The 18,908-nt window shown below is 71.4% G+C and carries 19 protein-coding genes; 9 read left to right on the top strand and 10 right to left on the bottom strand.

Going from position 1 to position 18,908, the window contains the following annotated elements; all coding sequences use genetic code 11:
* Positions 1–29: 29 nt before the first annotated feature.
* The 5 genes from ACFVR6_RS01625 to ACFVR6_RS01605 form a co-directional block, all read right to left on the bottom strand.
* The gene (locus ACFVR6_RS01625) at positions 30–1,142 is read right to left on the bottom strand and encodes a 5-methyltetrahydropteroyltriglutamate--homocysteine S-methyltransferase (protein ID WP_386958183.1); all 1,113 of its coding nucleotides are present in this window, start codon (positions 1,140–1,142) and stop codon (positions 30–32) included.
* A 107-nt stretch (positions 1,143–1,249) separates the two neighbouring features.
* On the bottom strand, positions 1,250–1,651 hold the full coding sequence (locus ACFVR6_RS01620; protein ID WP_386958181.1) for an MmcQ/YjbR family DNA-binding protein: 402 nt from the start codon (positions 1,649–1,651) through the stop codon (positions 1,250–1,252).
* 102 nt (positions 1,652–1,753) lie between these two features.
* Positions 1,754–2,173 carry an MmcQ/YjbR family DNA-binding protein gene (locus tag ACFVR6_RS01615; RefSeq protein ID WP_386958179.1) on the bottom strand — a complete coding sequence of 140 codons (420 nt, stop codon included), beginning with the start codon at positions 2,171–2,173 and terminating at the stop codon, positions 1,754–1,756.
* 57 nt (positions 2,174–2,230) lie between these two features.
* Positions 2,231–3,142 carry a serine hydrolase gene (locus ACFVR6_RS01610; protein ID WP_386958177.1) on the bottom strand — a complete coding sequence of 304 codons (912 nt, stop codon included), beginning with the start codon at positions 3,140–3,142 and terminating at the stop codon, positions 2,231–2,233.
* A gap of 66 nt (positions 3,143–3,208) precedes the next feature.
* Entirely contained in the window at positions 3,209–5,191 is a 1,983-nt protein-coding gene (locus ACFVR6_RS01605; RefSeq protein WP_386958175.1) for a M13 family metallopeptidase, read from the bottom strand.
* A 99-nt stretch (positions 5,192–5,290) separates the two neighbouring features.
* On the opposite strand from ACFVR6_RS01605, the gene ACFVR6_RS01600 reads away from it, so the two are divergent.
* A complete protein-coding gene (locus tag ACFVR6_RS01600) occupies positions 5,291–6,613 on the top strand; it encodes an MATE family efflux transporter (RefSeq protein WP_386958173.1) in 1,323 nt (440 codons plus the stop codon).
* On the opposite strand, the gene ACFVR6_RS01595 is transcribed toward ACFVR6_RS01600, so the two are convergent.
* Entirely contained in the window at positions 6,614–7,264 is a 651-nt protein-coding gene (locus ACFVR6_RS01595) for a TrmH family RNA methyltransferase (RefSeq protein ID WP_386958171.1), read from the bottom strand.
* 311 nt (positions 7,265–7,575) lie between these two features.
* Here ACFVR6_RS01595 and ACFVR6_RS01590 point away from each other — a divergent pair, with 311 nt between their 5' ends.
* Complete coding sequence (locus ACFVR6_RS01590) at positions 7,576–8,871, top strand: Nramp family divalent metal transporter (RefSeq protein WP_386958168.1); 1,296 nt, start codon at positions 7,576–7,578, stop codon at positions 8,869–8,871.
* 23 nt (positions 8,872–8,894) lie between these two features.
* Positions 8,895–9,539 (top strand): metal-dependent transcriptional regulator, encoded by a 645-nt coding sequence (locus ACFVR6_RS01585; RefSeq protein ID WP_386958166.1) that lies wholly within the window; start codon positions 8,895–8,897, stop codon positions 9,537–9,539.
* A gap of 9 nt (positions 9,540–9,548) precedes the next feature.
* Here the strand turns inward: ACFVR6_RS01585 and ACFVR6_RS01580 are convergent, their stop codons facing one another.
* Positions 9,549–10,526 carry an SDR family NAD(P)-dependent oxidoreductase gene (locus ACFVR6_RS01580; RefSeq protein WP_386958164.1) on the bottom strand — a complete coding sequence of 326 codons (978 nt, stop codon included), beginning with the start codon at positions 10,524–10,526 and terminating at the stop codon, positions 9,549–9,551.
* Between the two features lie 42 nt (positions 10,527–10,568).
* On the opposite strand from ACFVR6_RS01580, the gene ACFVR6_RS01575 reads away from it, so the two are divergent.
* From ACFVR6_RS01575 to ACFVR6_RS01565, 3 genes are all read left to right on the top strand, one after another.
* Entirely contained in the window at positions 10,569–11,378 is an 810-nt protein-coding gene (locus ACFVR6_RS01575; protein ID WP_386958162.1) for an HAD-IIA family hydrolase, read from the top strand.
* Complete coding sequence (locus ACFVR6_RS01570; protein WP_386958160.1) at positions 11,378–11,950, top strand: YdeI/OmpD-associated family protein; 573 nt, start codon at positions 11,378–11,380, stop codon at positions 11,948–11,950. Before ACFVR6_RS01575 ends, ACFVR6_RS01570 begins: the two co-directional genes overlap by 1 nt.
* Positions 11,951–12,058: 108 nt before the next feature.
* Positions 12,059–12,241 (top strand): hypothetical protein, encoded by a 183-nt coding sequence (locus tag ACFVR6_RS01565; protein WP_386958158.1) that lies wholly within the window; start codon positions 12,059–12,061, stop codon positions 12,239–12,241.
* 426 nt (positions 12,242–12,667) lie between these two features.
* Here ACFVR6_RS01565 and pyrE read toward each other — a convergent pair whose 3' ends face one another.
* On the bottom strand, positions 12,668–13,246 hold the full coding sequence (gene pyrE / locus ACFVR6_RS01560) for an orotate phosphoribosyltransferase (RefSeq protein ID WP_386958156.1): 579 nt from the start codon (positions 13,244–13,246) through the stop codon (positions 12,668–12,670).
* 176 nt (positions 13,247–13,422) lie between these two features.
* Between pyrE and ACFVR6_RS01555 the strand changes: the two genes are divergently transcribed.
* On the top strand, positions 13,423–14,961 hold the full coding sequence (locus tag ACFVR6_RS01555; RefSeq protein ID WP_386958817.1) for a Re/Si-specific NAD(P)(+) transhydrogenase subunit alpha: 1,539 nt from the start codon (positions 13,423–13,425) through the stop codon (positions 14,959–14,961).
* Positions 14,958–16,358, top strand: a complete 1,401-nt coding sequence (pntB, locus tag ACFVR6_RS01550) for a Re/Si-specific NAD(P)(+) transhydrogenase subunit beta (protein ID WP_386958154.1) — start codon at positions 14,958–14,960, stop codon at positions 16,356–16,358. The genes ACFVR6_RS01555 and pntB overlap by 4 nt, the downstream gene beginning before the upstream one ends.
* A 106-nt stretch (positions 16,359–16,464) precedes the next feature.
* Here pntB and ACFVR6_RS01545 read toward each other — a convergent pair whose 3' ends face one another.
* Positions 16,465–17,310 (bottom strand): NAD-dependent epimerase/dehydratase family protein, encoded by an 846-nt coding sequence (locus ACFVR6_RS01545; protein ID WP_386958152.1) that lies wholly within the window; start codon positions 17,308–17,310, stop codon positions 16,465–16,467.
* Positions 17,311–17,370: 60 nt separating this feature from the next.
* On the opposite strand from ACFVR6_RS01545, the gene ACFVR6_RS01540 reads away from it, so the two are divergent.
* Positions 17,371–18,216, top strand: coding sequence for an exodeoxyribonuclease III (locus ACFVR6_RS01540; RefSeq protein ID WP_386958150.1), 846 nt, complete (start codon positions 17,371–17,373; stop codon positions 18,214–18,216).
* A gap of 68 nt (positions 18,217–18,284) precedes the next feature.
* Here the strand turns inward: ACFVR6_RS01540 and ACFVR6_RS01535 are convergent, their stop codons facing one another.
* Positions 18,285–18,899, bottom strand: coding sequence for a dihydrofolate reductase family protein (locus tag ACFVR6_RS01535; RefSeq protein WP_386958148.1), 615 nt, complete (start codon positions 18,897–18,899; stop codon positions 18,285–18,287).
* Between the last annotated feature and the right edge of the window lie 9 nt (positions 18,900–18,908).

Here is an 18,908-nt window from a genome sequence, read left to right as displayed (position 1 = left end):
GATCCCCTGCTCCTTCGCCGGTTTCCTCTTCAGCCCCAGACGGTGCGGGCGATCTCGACGACCGACCTCACCTTGGCCCACTGCTCGTCTTCGGTGAGCGTGTTCCCCTCCTCGGTGGAGGCGAACCCGCACTGCGGGCTCAGCGCCAGCTGCGCGAGCGGCGCGTGCTGCGCGGCCTCGGCGATGCGGCGACGCACCTCATCGGCATCCTCCAGCTCGCCCGACTTCGTCGTGATGAGCCCGAGCACGACCTTCTTCTCACCCTCCGGAAGGAAACGCAGCGGCTCGAAGCCGCCGGCACGCTCGGAGTCGTACTCGAGGAAGTAGCCGTCATATGCGGTGTTGCCCAGCAGCTGCTCGGCCACCGGCTCGTAGCCGCCGGAGGAGATCCACGTGGAGCGGAAGTTGCCGCGACAGACGTGGGTGGTCACGGTGAGGTCGTCGGGCTTGCCGTCGAGGATGCGGTTGAGCAGATCGGCATAGCGCTCGGCGATGCCGTCGGTGTCGATGCCACGCTCGCGCGCCTTGGCGAGCTCGACGTCGGAGCACAGGTACGCCCATGCCGTGTCGTCGAACTGCAGGTAGCGGGCACCGGCGGCGTAGAACGCCGCGAGCGCGTCGCGGTAGGCCTGCACGAGGTCGTCGGTGATGGCGGCGCGGCCGTCGTACACGGCGGGGTCGATGTGGCCGGGCTCCAGGCGGAAGTCGAGCACGGTGGGAGCGGGGATCGTGAATTTCGGCGTCGCCCCGGTGGCTGCGGCATCCTGCGCCAGCGCACGGAAGTGGTCGAGGAAGGGGTGGTCGGCGGGGAAGCCGATGGGTCCGGAGATCTCGATGCCGCGCGGCTTGGTCTGCACTCCCTGGAACTGGATGCCGTGGTCGAGTTCGACGATGTCGACGCCGTCGAGCAGGCCGAAGAAGTCGAAGTGCCACCACGAGCGGCGGAACTCGCCGTCGGTGGCGACCTGCAGCCCGTTGTCGTGCTGCTGCTGCACGAGCGTCGCGATCGCCGCGTCTTCGACCTCGCGCAGGCCCGCGTCGCTCAGCGCGCCCTCGGCGTGGCTGCGGCGCGCCTCGGCGAGGGGTGCGGGACGGAGGAAACTGCCGACGATGTCGGCGCGGAAGGGCGGGCGTGCAGTCATATCCCGATGCTATGGGGGGGCGCCGGGGCGGCCCGTTCCCGGCTGACGCGAACCGTAACGTGGCGCCATGGAACGTCACGAGGCGGTGCGCTGCCGTGCCGCCGCCGTCAGACGTCGACGGCGGGATGGGCCGCGTCGAAGGGCACCCGGAGGTACTTGGGTGCCTGTGTGCGCCACGCCTCGGTAACGAGCTCGGCGAGATGGTCGACGTCGATGCCGGCCAGGCGGAACGCCACCTTGGGCTCGCTCCACCGCGTCGTCTCGCGCAGGAACACGTCGGGCGCCATGCCGATGAGCGCCTGCGCGTCGAGCCGCTCGGCCACCTTGACCCCGACCACCGGTTCGGCGGCGATCACCGCCCGCATATCGGCGGGGATGCTCGGCCACGGGTGACACTCCCATGCGTACAGCCGGTTGCGCACGAACCAGGCCGCCCCGCCCGTCATCGCGCGCTCCTCGCTGCCGGGCAGCCCGGCGGCGATGCGTCGCACGTCGTCGAGGGTGGCCACACCGGGAGCGTACGCCCGGCATCCGACACCCGCCCGCGCCGGCGCGGCCCGCCCCGCCGAGAAACCACATTCCGGCGGGGACACCGCGCACCGCGTGGCGTGTCAGCCCGGAAGTGGTTTCTCGACGCCGGGGCGTCCGTCCAGCTGCCGCACCAGCTTCGCGGGCGCGGTCACGCGGAACGAGGCGTCGATCAGCTCGACGATCTCGTCCCACCCGGCATCCCAGAGATCGATACCGAGCCACCCCGACGCACCCAGGTAGGCGGGCACGAAGAAGCGGGCGTCCTGGCGGAGCGCCGGGGCGTCACCCGGATCGGGGCGCACCATGATCGCCTGGTCATGCGAATGCCAGTCGCCGGGGCCGCGGCGCTCCCCGCCGCCGAAGTAGCAGAACGTGCGCACGGTGTAGAAGTTCGGCCGACCGTGGCTGATGCGCTCCTGCGCGCCGGGGTAGGCAAGGCACACGACCCGCACCCGCTCCAGCGCCGGGTCGTCGGGATCGAACATCACCGGATGCTCCATGACGACATCATGCCGCGACCGGCCGGGGTGCGAAACGGCGGCAGGCGGCCGCGCGGGTCAGTACACGTACTCCATCAGCTCGACGCCCAGCGTGCGGAAGGCGTCGTGCACGCGCAGCCGGTGCGCGATGGAAAGGTCGTCGAAGGCGACCAGCAGCGCGTAGGACACCCCCGCGCGGGGACCGGCGAGCACCCCGGCCTCGGCGCGGATGCCGTCGCCGCGGCCGGTCTTGTTGACGAACAGCAGCCCGTGGGCGTCGTCCTCGTGCGCGAAGGGGTCAAGGCCCGTGGCGGATGCCACGAGGGTCAGGTCGACGTTGAGGCTCAGCCACTCCGAGACCTGGGCGCTGACCGCGGGGGAGACGGCCTGCGAGTTGACGAGCGACGAGAACAGCGCCGCGAACTCCCGCGCAGTACCGAGCGCGACGTGCGGGGCGTCGTCGGGGCCGCGTTCGTTGCGGAATCCGTCGAGCAGCGCCGTCTTCTCAAGTCCCAGCGACTCGAGCCGGGTGTGCACCGCGTCGAGACCGACCCGACCCAGCAGCGCGTTGGCAGCCAGCGCGTCGCCGGCACCCGAGGCGAGCACGGCGAGGTCGGCCAGCGGCAGCGCCGGCGCCTTCAGGTGCTGCCAGACGCCGGACACCGCGACGGCGGGCAGCTGCTCGCGGTCGATGATCTCCAGCGGATCCAGCCGCCCCTCCTCGAACGCCGCCGCCGTCTCGATGAGCAGCGGCACGATGCCGAGCCCCGCGACGGGGAGGGTCTCGTGGTCGTCGCCGACGATGACGGTCTCACCGGTGTCGAGGTCGTCCACGCGGATCGACACCCGCGCCCCGGAGGCGGCGAGTTCGTCCAGCGCCTTCCAGGTCGCGCTGAACGACCGACGTGCCGCAGCCGACCGGCGGGGCCGACGTCGGCCACCGCGCGACTGCTGCTTCTCACTGCTGCGTAGCGGGTCGGGGGTGCCCACGCGCGTCCTTCCACTGGAGAGCGAAGCGCTCACACCGATCGTACGTCCGGTGTGAGCCCCGGTGGGTTACCAGATGGTTACGCGTTCCTCCGGCGCCAGCCACAGGGCGTCGCCTTCGGTGACGTCGAACGCGTCGTAGAACGCGTCGATGTTGCGCACGATCTGGTTGCAGCGGAACTCGTTGGGCGCGTGCGGGTCGATCGTCAGGAGCCGGATCGTCTCGGCGTCGCGGCCCTTCTGCTGCCAGATCTGCGCCCAGCTCAGCAGCAGACGCTGGATGCCGGTGAACCCGTCGATCACGGGCGCGTCGACGGGGATGCCGTCGAGGTCCGCGCCGCGTGACAGCGCGTAGGCCTTCAGCGCGATGCCGAGACCACCCAGGTCGCCGATGTTCTCGCCGATCGTGAGGGCGCCGTTGACGTGGTGGTCGGGCGACAGCCCTTCGGGCACGAGCTGGTCGTACTGGGCGATGAGGTTCTGCGTGCGCTCCTCGAACGCGGCGCGGTCGGCATCGGTCCACCAGTCGCGCAGCGACCCGTCGCCGTCGAACCGGCTGCCCTGGTCATCGAAGCCGTGGCCGATCTCGTGCCCGATCACGGCGCCGATGCCGCCGTAGTTCGCCGCGGCATCCCGCTCGGCGTCGAAGAACGGGTACTGCAGGATCGCGGCGGGGAACACGATCTCGTTCATGAGCGGGTTGTAGTAGGCGTTGACGGTCTGCGGCGTCATGAACCACTCGTCGCGGTCGACCGGCTTGCCCACGCGCGCCAGCTGGCGGTCGTGCTCCCAGACGTGCGCGCGGCGCACGTTGCCGACGAGGTCCGTGGGGTCGATCTCGAGGGTGGCGTAGTCCTTCCACTTGACCGGGTAGCCGATCTTCGGCGTGAAGGCGTCGAGCTTCGCCAGCGCCCGCTCCCGGGTCTCGGGGCTCATCCACTCCAGGCCCGAGATCGACTGGCGGTAGGCCTCCACGAGGTTGGCGACCAGCTCATCCATCGCCGTCTTCGCCGCCGGCGGGAAGTGCCGTTCGACGTACACCTTGCCGACCGCCTCGCCCAGCGCCGCCTCGACGAGGCCGACGCCCCGCTTCCAGCGCTCGCGGTTCACCGGGACGCCGGTGAGCTGCGTGCCGTAGAAGGAGAAGTTCTCGTCGACGAAGTCGTCGGAGAGGAACGCGGCCATGCCGTGGACGATGTGGAATCGCAACCACGCCTTCCAGTCCTCGAGCCGTTCGGGCACCAGGAGCGTGCCGAGGCCCTCGAGGTACGACGGCTGGTTGACGTTGACCTCGGCGAACGCCTCGCGGTGACCGGGCGCGAGGGCATCCAGCCACGGGTCGAGGTCGACGCCCACGAGCGAGCGGACGTCCTCCCACGACATCAGGTTGTAGGTGGCGACGGCGTCGCGGTTGCGCACGTTGTCCCAGTGGTGCGCGGCGAGTTCGGTCTCCAGCGCCACGACGCGGTCGGCCTGGTCCGCGGCATCGGCCACGCCGGCCAGGTCGAGGATTCGCTGCACGTGCGCGCGGTGCGCGGTGCGGGTGGCGGCGAAGTTCTCGAGCCGGTAGTAGCTTTCGTCGGGGAGCGAGAGTCCGCTCTGCACCGAGAAGGGCACGTAGCGCTGCGGGTTGCCGGGGTCGGGTTCGATGTACAGGCCGATGAACCCGCCCACGCCATCGCGTTCGAGCGTGCCGACGGTGCGGAGCAGCTCGGGGATCGACGTGATCGCGTCGGCCTGCTCCAGCAGGGGCTGCAGCGGCTCTGCACCCAGCGCCGCGATGCGCTCGGTGTCCATGAAGCTCGTGTACAGGTCGCCGATCTTGCGCGATTCGGTGCCGGGCTCGGCATCCTGCGCCTCTTCGACGATCGCACGGACGTCCTTCTCCGCCTGCTCCGCGATGAGGTGGAACGAGCCCCAGCGCGCCTTGTCGTCGGGGATCTCGGTGCGCTCCAGCCAGGCGCCGTTGACGTAGCGGAAGAGGTCGTCCTGAGGGCGGATGTCGGAGCTCAACTCATCGAGAGCGATACCGGAACGGAGAGCGTCGGTCATGCCTTCCAGGATATGCGCCGGAGCCGACACGGCGGCAAGGATGCCGCAGCCGCCATCGACCGCGGCGAGCAGGTCGGTGCGCGCCTCTAGGCTCGACGGGTGAGCACGCCCGACCCCCTCAACCGCGACATCCTGCGCCTGGCCGTGCCGGCGCTGGGCGCCCTGGTGGCCGAGCCGATGTTCCTCATCGTGGATGCCGCGCTCGTGGGTCACCTCGGGGTCGTGCCGCTGGCGGGGCTCGGCATCGCCGGCGCCGTGCTGCAGACGATCGTGGGGCTCATGGTGTTCCTCGCCTACGCCACGACACCGGCCGTGGCGCGCCGCTTCGGGGCGGGCGAATTCTCCTCGGCGGTGCGGGCGGGGATCGACGGGCTGTGGCTGGCACTGGGGCTGGGGGCGGTGCTCGCGCTGGTCGGATCGCTCGCGACGCCCGGCATCGTCTCACTGTTCGGCGCATCCGCGGAGGTGACCGAGCAGGCGGAGATCTACCTCGGCATCTCGATGTGGGGGCTGCCCGCCATGCTCATCGTCTTCGCCGCCACCGGGCTGCTGCGCGGCATGCAGGACACCGTCACGCCGCTGTGGATCGCGGGACTCGGGTTCGCCGCCAACGCGCTGCTGAACTGGCTGTTCATCTACGGGTTCGGGTGGGGCATCGCCGGCTCCGCGGCGGGAACGGTCGTCGCGCAGTGGGGCATGGTCGCCGCCTACGCCGTCATGATCGGCCGGCTGGCCCGGCGCCACGCGGCATCCGTGCTGCCGCAGCGCGAGGGCGTGCGCGGGTCGGCGCGGTCGGGTGGGTGGCTGTTCCTGCGCACGGTGTCACTGCGGGCGGCGCTGCTGGCCACGGTCGCCGTCGCGACGATGCTCGGCACCGACGAGCTGGCCGGCTGGCAGATCGCGTTCACGCTCTTCTCCACCGCGGCGTTCGCCCTCGACGCCCTCGCGATCGCCGCGCAGGCGCTGATCGGCAAGGGGCTGGGGGCGGGCGACGAGGCCGGCGTGCGACGGGTGCTGCGGCGCACCGTGGCGTGGGGCGCCTGGTTCGGAGTGATCGTGGGAGTGCTCGTGGCGGCGACGTCGGGCGTCATGGGACTCGTCTTCACGGGTGACGCGTCGGTCGCCGCGCTGGTGCAGCCGGCGCTGCTGGTGCTCGCCATCGCGCAGCCGGTGTGCGGTGTGGTGTTCGTGCTCGACGGGGTGCTGATGGGCGCCGGCGACGCGCGCTACCTCGCCCTCGCCGGGGCGCTGAACCTCGTGCCGTTCGTGCCCGTGCTCGTGCTCATCGCGGTGCTGCAACCGACGGGCGCCGCGGGACTGGCGTGGCTCGCTGCGGCGTTCTTCGGCGTCTACATGCTCGCGCGGCTGCTCACCCTCGGCTGGCGGGTGCGCCGGCCGGAATGGGTCACCGTCGGCGGCTGATCACGCCCAGCGGCGGCACCATTCGTACATGACCACCGCGGCGGCGGCGCTGGCGTTGATGGAGCGGGTGGAGCCGTACTGGGCGATCTCGACCACACCGTCGGCCGCGGCGAGCGCCTCGGGTGACAGGCCAGGGCCCTCCTGGCCGAACAGCAGCACGCAGCGCTCGGCGAGATCGGCACGGTCGACGGACACGGACCCGGGCACGTTGTCGACCGCGACGATCGGCAGCCCTTCGGCGGCGGCCCAGGCGGTGAACGCGGCGACGTCCTCGTGGTGGCGCACGTGCTGGTAGCGGTCGGTGACCATCGCGCCGCGGCGGTTCCAGCGGCGCTTGCCGATGATGTGCACCTCGGCGGCGGCGAATGCGTTGGCGCTGCGCACGATCGAGCCGATGTTCATGTCGTGCTGCCAGTTCTCGATGGCGACGTGGTACGGATGCCGCTTCGCGTCGAGGTCGGCCACGATCGCCGCCATCGTCCAGTACCGGTAGCCGTCGACGACGTTGCGGCGGTCGCCGTGCGCGAGCAGCTCGGGGTCGTAGCGGGGATCGTCGGGCCAGGCATCCGGTCCCCCGGGCCAGGGCCCGACCCCGTACGGGAGGGTCGGCTCCGCCTCGTCGACGGCGGGCGCGGGCGCGGATTCGGTCACGGAACCAGGCTAACCACCCCGCGCCGCCGCCTTCCCTCCCGCCCCCGTCGGCCCGCCCGTCCGCCTCCGGCCCGCCCGCCGCAGCGCGCCCTGTCGGAATTCAGGCCGCCGACCCGCGCCGCCGCCCGCGCACTGTCGGAATTCAGGCTGGCACCCGCCGCCCCCGTCCTCGCCACCCCCTCGCTCCCCCGCAGCCTGAATTCCGACGGGGCTGGGCCGCACGACCGCCTGAATTCCGACAGCAGCGGCCGGGCACACCGCGACCCCGTCCCCTCTTTTCGGTGCACCGAAAGATCTGGTAACTTTTCGGCATGCCGAAAACTGCCTCCCTTGAACGTGCGCTGCCGCCGACGCGGCGCCGGCCCACCTCCACGCGGCTGGCGTGGCTGCTGGGGCCGGCGATCGTCGCCGGCGTGGCCTACCTCGACCCCGGCAACGTCGCCAGCAACATGACGGCGGGCGCCAGGTACGGCTACCTGCTGGTGTGGGTCGTGGTGATCGGCAACGTGATGGCGTGGCTCATCCAGTACCTCTCCGCCAAGCTCGGCATCGTCACCGGCCAGAGCCTGCCCGAAGTCCTCGGGCAGCGCCTGCGCAACCCCTGGGGTCGCCGGGCGTACTGGCTGCAGGCCGAGCTCGTCGCCATGGCCACCGACATCGCCGAGGTCATCGGCGGCGCCGTCGCCCTGCACCTGCTGTTCGGCATCCCGCTGCTGTGGGGTGGGCTGATCACCGGCGTGGTCTCCATCGGGCTGCTGCTGCTGCAGTCCCGCCGCGGCCCGCGGGCGTTCGAGTTCGTCATCGCCGGGCTCGTGCTCATCATCGCCATCGGCTTCGTCTTCGGCGTCTTCGTCGTCCCGCCGGATCCGGCCGGCGTCGTGGGCGGCCTCGTCCCGCGCTTCGAGGGTGCCGACTCGGTGCTGCTGGCTGCCTCGATCCTGGGCGCGACGATCATGCCGCACGCCATCTACGCCCACTCCGCGCTCAGCCGCGACCGCTTCGCCCCGACGACGGGGGTGGATGCCGGCACCCTCGACGACCGCCGCGGCATCAGCGCCGCGCGACTGCTGCGCGCCACGAAATGGGACGTCACCATCGCGATGGCCGTCGCCGGAACGGTGAACCTCTGCATCCTGCTGCTGGCCGCCGCCGCGCTGGCGGGGGTGCCGGGGACCGACAGCCTCGAGGGCGCGTACGCCGCGCTGCGCGACGGCATCGGCCCGCTCGTAGCGACCCTGTTCGCGGTCGGACTGCTCGCCAGCGGCCTGGCCAGCACCGCCGTCGGCGCCTACGCCGGGGCGGAGATCATGCACGGCCTGCTGCACGTGCGCGTCCCGCTGATCCTGCGCCGCCTGGTCACCCTGATCCCGGCGCTGGTGATCCTCGCGATCGGCTTCGACCCCACCCTGGCGCTCATCCTCAGCCAGGTGGTGCTGTCCTTCGGCATCCCGTTCGCCCTCGTGCCGCTGATCGCCCTCACCGCCAAGCGCGAGGTGCTCGGCGCGTACCGCAACCGGGCATGGACGACGATCGCGGGCGTCGCGGCATCGGTGTTCCTCATCGCCCTCAACGCGCTGCTGCTCTGGCTCGTTCTCACAGGCGCCTGAGGTCGCCCGGGTACCCTGGAGCGGTGCCCGCTTCACCCACCGCCGTCGACGATTACCTCAAGACGATCTACCACCACACCGAGTGGCAGACGGAGCCGATGACGCCCTCGCGACTGGCATCCGAACTGGGGCTCGCGCCGTCCAGCGTCACCGAGATGGTGCAGAAGCTCGCCGCGCAGGGGCTCGTGACGCACCGCCCGTACGGGCCGGTCGCGCTGACGGCGGCGGGGCAGCTGCGTGCGGCGGCGGTGATCCGCCGGCACCGCCTCGTGGAGACGTGGCTCGTGCGCGAGTTCGGCTATGCGTGGGACGAAGTGCACGACGAGGCCGAGGTGCTCGAGCACACGATCAGCGACCGGCTGCTCGAGGGCATCGCCGCCCGCCTCGGCCACCCGCGATTCGATCCGCACGGCGACGCGATCCCGGATGCCGCCGGCGAGGTGCACCGCGAGCCGTTCGTGCTGCTGGCCAGCGCCCACGTCGGCCACAGCGGCCGCGTGCTGCGGGTGAGCGACCGCGACCCCGCGCTGCTGCGGGCCTGCGAGGATGCCGGCATCGACGTGGGCCACACGCTCACCGTCACCGGCGGCGGCCGCGTGTCGATCGACGGCGCACCGCCCACGGGACTGCCTGTGGGCGCGCCCGAGGCGATCTGGATCACCGCCTGACCCGCCAGATCACCCCCGCCAGCGTCGCCGCGTCCGCGCGGATTTCTCGAACGGCCAGGCCACCCGCGTCGCCGTCTGGCAGAACTCCCACAGCCGCGCACCCCGCTCGGGATCGGTCGTGATCTTCGGGGGCGTGGCGCGGCGCGGGGCGCCGAGGGTCACCCGGCCGGGCCCCCAGAACGAGCCGCTCTCCGCGGCGGGATCGACCAGCGCCCGCACCAGCGGCCACGCGCCGCGCTCCTTCGACTGCGCGAACGCGGCCTGGATGTTGTCGGTGAAGCGCGTGCCGCGGCTGGGCTCGTTGACCCCGAGGATGCCGCGGGTGCGGCCGCTCGTGGAGTAGCCGGGGTGGGCGACCACGCTGCCGGCCGGCACGCCGGCGGCCCGGAGGCGCCGGTCGGCTTCGAAGCCCAGCGACGCCGTCATCACCTTGGACTGCACGTATGCGCGCCACGGGGTGTAGTCGGTCTCGAGCTCGGGATCGATCGGGTCGTACGGCCACATCGTCGCGGCGACGCTGCCCACCCACACCATGCGGCCACCCGAAGCGGCGAGCGCCGGCAGCAGTTCACCGGCGAGCGCGAAGTGACCGAGCACGTTGCTGGCGAGCACCACCTCATGGCGGTCCGCGGTGAGCTGGCGGGTCTTGGGCGGATGCACGACGCCGGCGTTCAGCAGCAGCCCGTCCAGGCCACGACGCCCGCGGGCGGTGGCGGCGGCCGCGCGCACCGAGCCGAGATTGCTGGTGTCCAGCAGCAGGGTCTCCACGGTGCCGGGCGTGGCATCCGGCAGATTGCGCAGCAGTGCCGTGCGTGCGGCGGCGAGGCGGTTGGGGTTGCGGCCCGTCATGACGACGTGCGCGCCCGCGCCGGCCAGCTGCAGGGCGGAGAAGAAGCCCAGGCCCTTGTTCGTGCCGGTGATGAGGTAGCGGCGTCCCGAGAGGTCGGGAAGCCGTTCGGGGTCCCAGTCGTGTCCGCGTCGTGCCACCCTCCCGACATTAGAGCCACCGAGCGCCGATAGGCTGGCCCCATGCGGACCCGCGCCGACATCGACTGCTGGCTGACCGACATGGACGGCGTGCTCGTCCACGAGAACCGCCCCATCCCGGGCGCGGCGGAGTTGCTCGCGCAATGGCGCGACACCGGAACCCCGTTCCTCGTGCTGACGAACAACCCGATCTTCACGCCCCGCGATCTCAGCGCGCGGCTGCGCGCGTCGGGCCTGGACGTTCCGGAGGAGAGCATCTGGACCTCCGCCCTGGCGACGGCGGAGTTCCTCCGCTCGCAGCTGCCCGGCGGGACCGCGTACGTCATCGGCGAGGCCGGGCTCACCACCGCCCTCCACGAAGCCGGGTACATCATGACCGAGACCCAGCCCGACTTCGTCGTGGTCGGCGAGACCCGGCAGTACTCGTTCGAGGCGATCACGAAGGCGATCCGCTTCATCAACAACGGGGCGCGGTTCATCATCACCAACCCCGACTCCACCGGCCCGACCCCCTTCGGCGTCGTCCCCGCGACGGGCGCCTTCGCGGCGCTCATCACGAAGGCCACCGGGCGCGAGCCGTACGTCGTCGGCAAGCCCAACCCCATGATGTTCCGCTCGGCGCTCAATCGCATCGGCGCGCACTCGGAGTCCACCGGCATGATCGGCGACCGGATGGACACCGACGTGATCGCGGCGATCGAGGCAGGCCTGCACTCGGTGCTCGTGCTCACCGGCATCAGCGACCGCAGCGAGATCGAGCGCTACCCGTTCCGTCCCGACGAGATCCTCGACTCGGTCGCGGATCTCGTCAGCGCCGACCCCATCGAGACAGAGCTCCCAGAGGTGCTGTGATGGGCGTGCTCGACGATGCGCAGGCCCTGCATGCGGTGGATGCCGCAGCCTGGCGGGCCTGGCTCGAAGAGCACCACGCCACAGCCGTCGGCGTCTGGCTGCTGCGCCCCCGGGCGGGAGTGGTGCTGGAGGCGGTCGGCTACGACGACGCCGTGCGGCAGGCCCTGTGCTTCGGGTGGGTCGACGGCACGGTGCGGCCGTTCGACGATGAGAAGAACGGCCAGTGGTACGCGCCGCGGCGCCCCGGCAGCGGCTGGGCGGCGACCAACAAGGTGCGGGTGGCGGAGCTGGAGGCATCCGGGGAGATGACCGATGCCGGCCGGCGGGTGATCGAGGCGGCGAAGGCGTCGGGGGCGTGGGAGATGCTCGACGGCCCCGAGGCGGGCGTCGAACCGCCGGAGCTCGCCGCCGCGCTCGACGCGGTGCCCGCGGCCCGCGCGCACTGGGACGCCTTCCCTCGCTCGGCGCGCAAGTACGCGCTCACCCAGATCGCGATGGCCAAGCGCCCCGAGACGAAGGCAGCGCGCATCGCGAAGATCGTCACCGATTCGGCAGAGGGGAAGCGCCCGTGAACCAGTTCGAACAGACCCTGCTGCTGGTGTCGGTCGCGGCGATGACGGCCACGACGCTGGTCATCGTCGTGGTGCAGTACTTCCGCGGGCGCGGGCGGGGGAACTGACGTGGCGATCGTGCTGGGCGTCACGGGACTGGTCGTGCTGCTGGTGGCGCTGGTGATCTTCGTGCGGTCCTCGCGCCAGGCATCCGCCGCGGGGGCGACGACCAATCGCCGCGCCGTGCTCGTGCTGACGCTGCTCGGGCTGCTGCTCGCGCTCGCGTCGCAGCTGCCGGTCTTCCAGGCCTGACCCGGGCGCGCCTCGCCGCGGGGTACACGGCGGGGGCGCGGCTTCGCGGGGGATGCGGGGTCGCGGGGTCGCGGGCTGCGGCATCCCCTCGCCACAACGTCGGAGATCGACAGTTCCTCGGAGGAAATCGGGCCACGGCCTCCGAAGAAGCGGCGATCACCGAAGACCCGGCGCCGGCCACGGGTGGATGCCGCGGCGGCACGCCGCCCGGCATTCAGTCGTCGCAAAGCACCGCGACAGCGCCCATCACAGGGACCTTTACGACGACCGAACCGCGCCACGCGTCGGGTCCCTCTCGCCCGACCGCACTCAGTCGTCGCGAACGACCGTGACAGCACCCTCCACCGCGGCCTTCGCGACGACCGAAGGATGCCGCGTACGCGTCGGCGGCCGCGCCGGGGCCGCGCCGCCCGGCGTGAACCGCGCCTACTGCGGCTGCAGGCCCAGGTCGTCGAGGTCGATCGCGGCGAGCCACTGCAGGCCCGCGGCTTCGACCGCCGCCTGCGCCCCGGTCCTGCGGTCGACGATGACGGCGACGGCCACCGGCTCCGCGCCCTCGCGGCGCAGCGCCTCGACGGCCTTGAGCGCGGACTGCCCCGTGGTGGAGGTGTCCTCGACCACGACGACGCGCTTGCCGACGACGTCGGCGCCCTCGACCTGACGGCCACGTCCGTGGTCCTTGGGCTCCTTGCGCACGACGAAGGCGTCCAGCGGCGTGCCGGCGTGCACCGATTCGTGCATGACGGCGTTCGCGATCGGGTCGGCGCCGAGGGTCAGGCCGCCGACGGCGACGATGCCGTCGAGGTCGCGCACGAGGTCGAGCATGATGCGGCCGATCGCAGGCGCCGCACGGTGGTCGAGGGTGAGCTTGCGCATGTCGACGTAATAGGTCGCCTTCGCGCCACTGGAGAGGGTGAAGTCGCCATGGAAGACCGCCTCATCCTTGATCAGTGCGATGAGGTTCTGGCGGTCGGCTTCGAGTGCGGGCGTGGAGGCGACGGTCATGGCTCCGAGTCTACGGATGCCGCGCACGCCCTTCTCACCCGGGCAAGAACCCCGGATCTTTCTCACGACCCGCGCCCGGGACGTGGCCTGCACCGCCCCCTATAGTCAAGATCGACATGTCCGAACCCGACGGTGCACCCGAACGCGCGTCGTCCGTTACGAGCACTGGAGTGCGCATGACGCCCATGGGGATCGTCGCGGAGGGCGCGGGTGAGACCCGCGTCGCCGCCACACCCGCGACCACCGCGAAGCTCATCGCGCTCGGCTACGACGTCTTCGTCGAAGCCGGCGCCGGGGCCGCCTCGTCGTTCCCGGATGCCGCGTATCGCGACGCCGGCGCCCGCATCGTGTCGCGCGCCGAGGCGTGGGCGGCGGAGGTCGTGCTGAAGGTGAACCCGCCGACGCCCGACGAGGTCGCGCTGCTCGCCGACGGCGCCACGATCATCGCGCTGCTGTCCCCGGCGCTGCGGCCGGACGTGCGCGAGTCGCTGCAGACGCGCGGCATCACCGCCCTCGCCCTCGACGCCGTGCCCCGCATCTCGCGCGCCCAGTCGATGGACGTGCTCTCCTCCATGGCGAACATCTCGGGCTACCGCGCCGTGGTGGAAGCCGCGCACGAGTTCGGCCGCTTCTTCACCGGGCAGGTGACGGCGGCCGGCAAGGTCCCGCCCGCCACGGTGCTCGTCGCCGGCGCCGGTGTCGCGGGGCTCGCCGCGATCGGCGCGGCATCCTCCCTCGGCGCGATCGTGCGGGCCACCGATCCGCGGCCCGAGGTCGCCGACCAGGTGCGCTCCATCGGCGGGGAGTACCTCCCGGTCGTCGTCGACGAGGCGATGGACTCCTCCGACGGCTACGCCAAGGCGACCAGCGAGGCGTACGACCGCGCCGCGGCCGCGCTGTACTCGGCCCAGGCGCGCGAGGTCGACGTCGTCATCACGACCGCGCTCATCCCGGGCCGTGCGGCGCCGCGGCTGCTCACCGCCGCCGACGTGGCGAGCATGAAGCCGGGCAGCGTCATCATCGACATGGCCGCGGCGCAGGGCGGCAATGTGGAGGGCTCGGTCGACGGCGAACGGGTCGTCACCGACAACGGCGTGGTCATCCTGGGATACTCCGATCTGGCATCCCGGCTTCCGGCCCAGGCGTCGCAGCTGTACGGCACGAACCTCGTCAACCTCGTGAAGCTGATCACGCCCGGCAAGGACGGGCGGGTGGTCCTCGATTTCGACGACATCGTGCAGCGCTCGATCACGGTCGTGCGGGGAGGCGAGTCGATGTGGCCACCACCCCCGGTGCAGGTGTCGGCCGCCCCGCCGGCGGCGGCGGATGCCGCAGCCCCCGCGCCCACCCCGAAGCGCAGCCTGTCGGCCGGCGCCCGCACCGGGCTCATCGCCCTCGGCATCGCGGTGCTGTTCGCCGTCTCGGCCGTCGCGCCCGCTCCCCTGCCGCAGCACCTCACGGTGCTGGTGCTGTCGGTGATCGTCGGGTTCTACGTGATCGGCAAGGTGCACCACGCGCTGCACACGCCGCTCATGAGCGTCACCAACGCGATCTCGGGCATCATCGTCGTCGGCGCCATGCTGCAGGTGACGATCCCCGACCCGCCGGTGCAGATCCTCGCCGCGATCGCGGTGCTCGTGGCATCCATCAACATCTTCGGCGGCTTCGCCGTCACCCGGCGCATGCTCGCCATGTTCTCGAAGGGCGACCGATGACCGCCGCCGCCGTGGCCACCGCCGCATACCTCGTCGCGGCCCTGCTGTTCGTGCTGAGCCTGCGCGGTCTCAGCAGCCACGAGAGCGCCCGCGCCGGCGTCGGCTACGGCATCGCCGGCATGACCATCGCGCTCGCGGCGACCGTGTGGGTGTCGGTGCAGAACGCGTGGGGTGACCCGCAGGCGACGTTCGGGCTGGTGCTGCTGGCGGCGGCCGTGCTGATCGGAGCGGCGATCGGGCTGTGGCGGGCACGGTCGGTGGAGATGACGGGCATGCCCGAGCTCATCGCGCTGCTGCACTCGTTCGTCGGTCTCGCCGCGGTGCTCGTCGGCTGGAACGGCGCCCTGTACGACCCGGGCCTGACCGGGGCCCTGCGCGACATCCACCACGCCGAGGTGTTCATCGGCGTCTTCATCGGCGGCGTGACCTTCACCGGATCGATCGTGGCCTACCTGAAGCTCTCGGCCCGGATGTCGTCGCAGCCCCTCATGCTGCCGGGCAAGAACATCCTCAACGTCGGAGCCCTGGTCGCCTTCGTCGTGCTGACCGTCTGGTACGTCGTCACGCCGTCGATCTGGCTGCTCGTCGCGGTGACGGTGCTGGCGCTGGCGCTCGGCTGGCACCTGGTGGCATCCATCGGCGGCGGCGACATGCCCGTCGTCGTCTCGATGCTCAACAGCTACTCCGGGTGGGCGGCGGCCGCGGCGGGCTTCCTGCTCGACAACGACCTGCTCATCGTCACGGGCGCGCTCGTCGGCTCGTCGGGTGCGTACCTGTCGTACATCATGTGCAAGGCGATGAACCGCTCGTTCCTGTCGGTGATCGCCGGCGGGTTCGGCATCGAGGCGCCGCGCAGCGGCGACGTCGACCACGGCGAGCATCGCGAGGTGGATGCCGAGACGGTCGCGGACATGCTGCGGGAGGCGTCCTCGGTGATCATCACGCCCGGGTACGGCATGGCCGTGGCGCAGGCGCAGTACCCGGTGGCCGACCTCGCGCACCGGCTGCGCGAGCGCGGCGTGGACGTGCGCTTCGGCATCCACCCCGTCGCCGGACGTCTGCCCGGGCACATGAACGTGCTGCTGGCCGAGGCCAAGGTGCCGTACGACATCGTGCTGGAGATGGATGAGGTGAACGACGACTTCGCCTCGACGTCTGTCGTGCTCGTGATCGGCGCGAACGACACCGTGAACCCGGCGGCCGCCGAGGATCCGACCTCACCGATCGCCGGGATGCCGGTGCTGCGGGTGTGGGAGGCGGAGAACGTGGTGGTCTTCAAGCGGTCGATGGCCGCCGGCTACGCCGGGGTGCAGAACCCGCTGTTCTACCGCGAGAACACACAGATGCTCTTCGGCGACGCGAAGGAGCGGGTGGAGGACATCCTCCGCGCCTTCTAGGGCCGCCGAGTGAGCATTCGTGGTCGCGAGTGAGTATTCGTCGCGCCGAGTGAGCATTCGTCGCGCCGAGTGAGCACTCGCGGTGCCGAGTGAGTATTCGCGGTTGCTAGATCTCGTCGCGCCAGGAGTGCTGCGGGTCGTAGCCGAGGAGCCGGCGGGCCTTGTCGATCGACAGCAGCGTGCCGTGCGGCGAAAGCTCGCCCCGCACCGGGACGTCGGGGAAAACCTCCGCGACCAGTTCCGCCGCCGGACGCGACATCACGGTGTCCGCCGCCGCGATGATGAAGCGGTCGAAGCCGGCCGGTGCGGTCTCCAAAGCCCGCAGCACCGCCTGCCCGCCATCGCGCCCGTCGATGTAGCCCCACAGGTTCCACTTGCGCGCCGTGGCATCCGAATCGAATGAGGGGAACGCGGCGTAGTCCTCGGGATTCATCACGTTCGAGAAGCGCAGCGCGGTGATCGACAGCGACGGATGCCACCGCACCAGCTCGATCGCCATCTGCTCCTCGAGGTGCTTCACGAGCGAGTACACCGACTCCGGCCGTGCCGGGTAGTCCTCGTCGACCGGGATGTACGGCGGCGGCGTCTCGAACGGCAGCCCCAGCACCGTCTCGCTCGACGCGTAGACGATCTTCTCGACCCCCAGCCGCACCGCGGCCCAGAAGACGTTGAAGGTGGCGGCCATATTGTTGTGGAAGGTGGCGACGTCGGTGCGGATGCCGGGCGCGGGCACCGCGGCGAGGTGCACCAGCGCGTCGACCCCGTCGTGCTGGTCGTTCACTCCGGCGAGCGCGTCGATGACCTGCCCGAAGTCGGTGAGGTCGACCTGCACGAAGCCCGGCCCGCGCTCGCCCACCCGGTCGAGGCCGATGACGGTATGCCCCGCTTCCCGGAGGACGCGGACGACGGTGAGACCCAGCTTTCCGGAGGACCCGGTGACGGCGATGCGCATGTCTCCACCCTGGCACGATCGCGGCGCTGCGGCGTCGGCGGCCGACCGTAGGCTGGAGGCATGCGGCTTGCCACCTGGAACGTGAACTCCATCCGCGCGCGCGTCGCGCGCACCGTCGACTTCGCCGTGCGCGAGCACATCGATGTGCTGGCGATGCAGGAGATCAAGTGCAAGCCCGAGCAGTTCCCCTATGCGGCGTTCGAGGATGCCGGCTATCACGTCGTCGCGCACGGCCTCAACCAGTGGAACGGCGTCGCCATCGCCAGCCGCGAGCCCATCGAAGACGTCGAGACCTCGTTTCCCGGCATGCCCGGGTTCGCGAAGGGCCACGAGGGCCCGGATGCGCCGCTGGAGGCACGCGCGATCGGCGCCACGATCGGCGGCGTGCGCGTGTGGAGCCTGTACGTGCCCAACGGCCGTTCGCTCGACGACCCGCACTACCTGTACAAGCTCGACTGGCTCGGCGCCCTCGCCCAGCACGCCCGCGAGTCCCTCGCGGCCGACCCCGATCTCGCGCTCGCCTTCGTCGGCGACTTCAACATCGCCCCGACGGATGCCGACAACGGCGATCCCACAATCGTCGCGGGCCTGTCGACGCACGTCTCGCCGCCCGAGCGCGCGGCGTTCCATGCGATCGAAGAGGCCGGCATGATCGACATCGTCCGGCCGCTGGTGCCGACCGGATTCACCTACTGGGACTACAAGCAGCTGCGCTTCCCCCGCAACCAGGGGCTGCGCATCGACTTCGTGCTGGGCTCGCACGCCCTCGCCGACCGTGTCACCGGCGCATCGATCCATCGCGACGAGCGCAAGGGCGAGATTCCGAGCGACCACGTGCCGGTCGTCGTCGACCTCGACCTGATGTCCCCTGACGATGACGACGATCGTCCGATGATCTTCGGCTGACGCCGCGCCCGCGAGTACTCACTCGGCAACGCGAATACTCACTCGGGGTCAGGAATGCTCACTCGGGGTCAGGACATGTCGGCGGTCGTCACGTCGCCGCCGGGACCGTAACGCAGCAGGAGGGCGCCGGCCGGGCCGACGACCGGCGGTTCCAGCAGCGTGAGTCCGAACGCGGGCCCGTCCGGCGGGAACAGGCGCTTGCCCGGTCCGAGCACGAGCGGGTACACCCACAGGTTCAGCACGTCGAACAGCCGTTCGCGCACCAGGGTGCGGGCGAAGTCGATGCTGCCGATCACGTGCACCTCCTCGTGCCGCTCCCGCAGCGCCGCCACCTCGGTCGCCAGATCGGGGCCGACGAGGTGCGAGCCCTCCCACGGCAGGTCCGGCGTCCCCCGGGACGCCACGTACTTCGGGATCGCGTTGAATCGGTCGGCGATCTCGACGCCCGGCCCCTGATACTGCGGCCAGTAGCCGGCGAAGATGTCGTAGGTCCGCCGTCCGAGCAGCAGCGCGTCCATCCGGCGGATGCCGGCCATCACCCGCTCGCCGACCGCGTCATCGTCGACCGGCGCCTGCCAGCCGCCGTAGGCGAAGCCGTCGTCGGGATCCTCGCTGCGCCCGCCGGGCGATTGCGCGACGCCGTCGAGGGTGGTGAACAGGTCGATGTGGATGGCTCCCGGCATCGGATGCTC

It is taken from the genome of Microbacterium sp. NPDC058021 (assembly GCF_042885955.1).
Lineage (GTDB): Bacteria > Actinomycetota > Actinomycetes > Actinomycetales > Microbacteriaceae > Microbacterium.
Note: the sequence above shows the minus strand (reverse complement) of the source record. Positions and strands in the feature narration are given on the sequence as shown.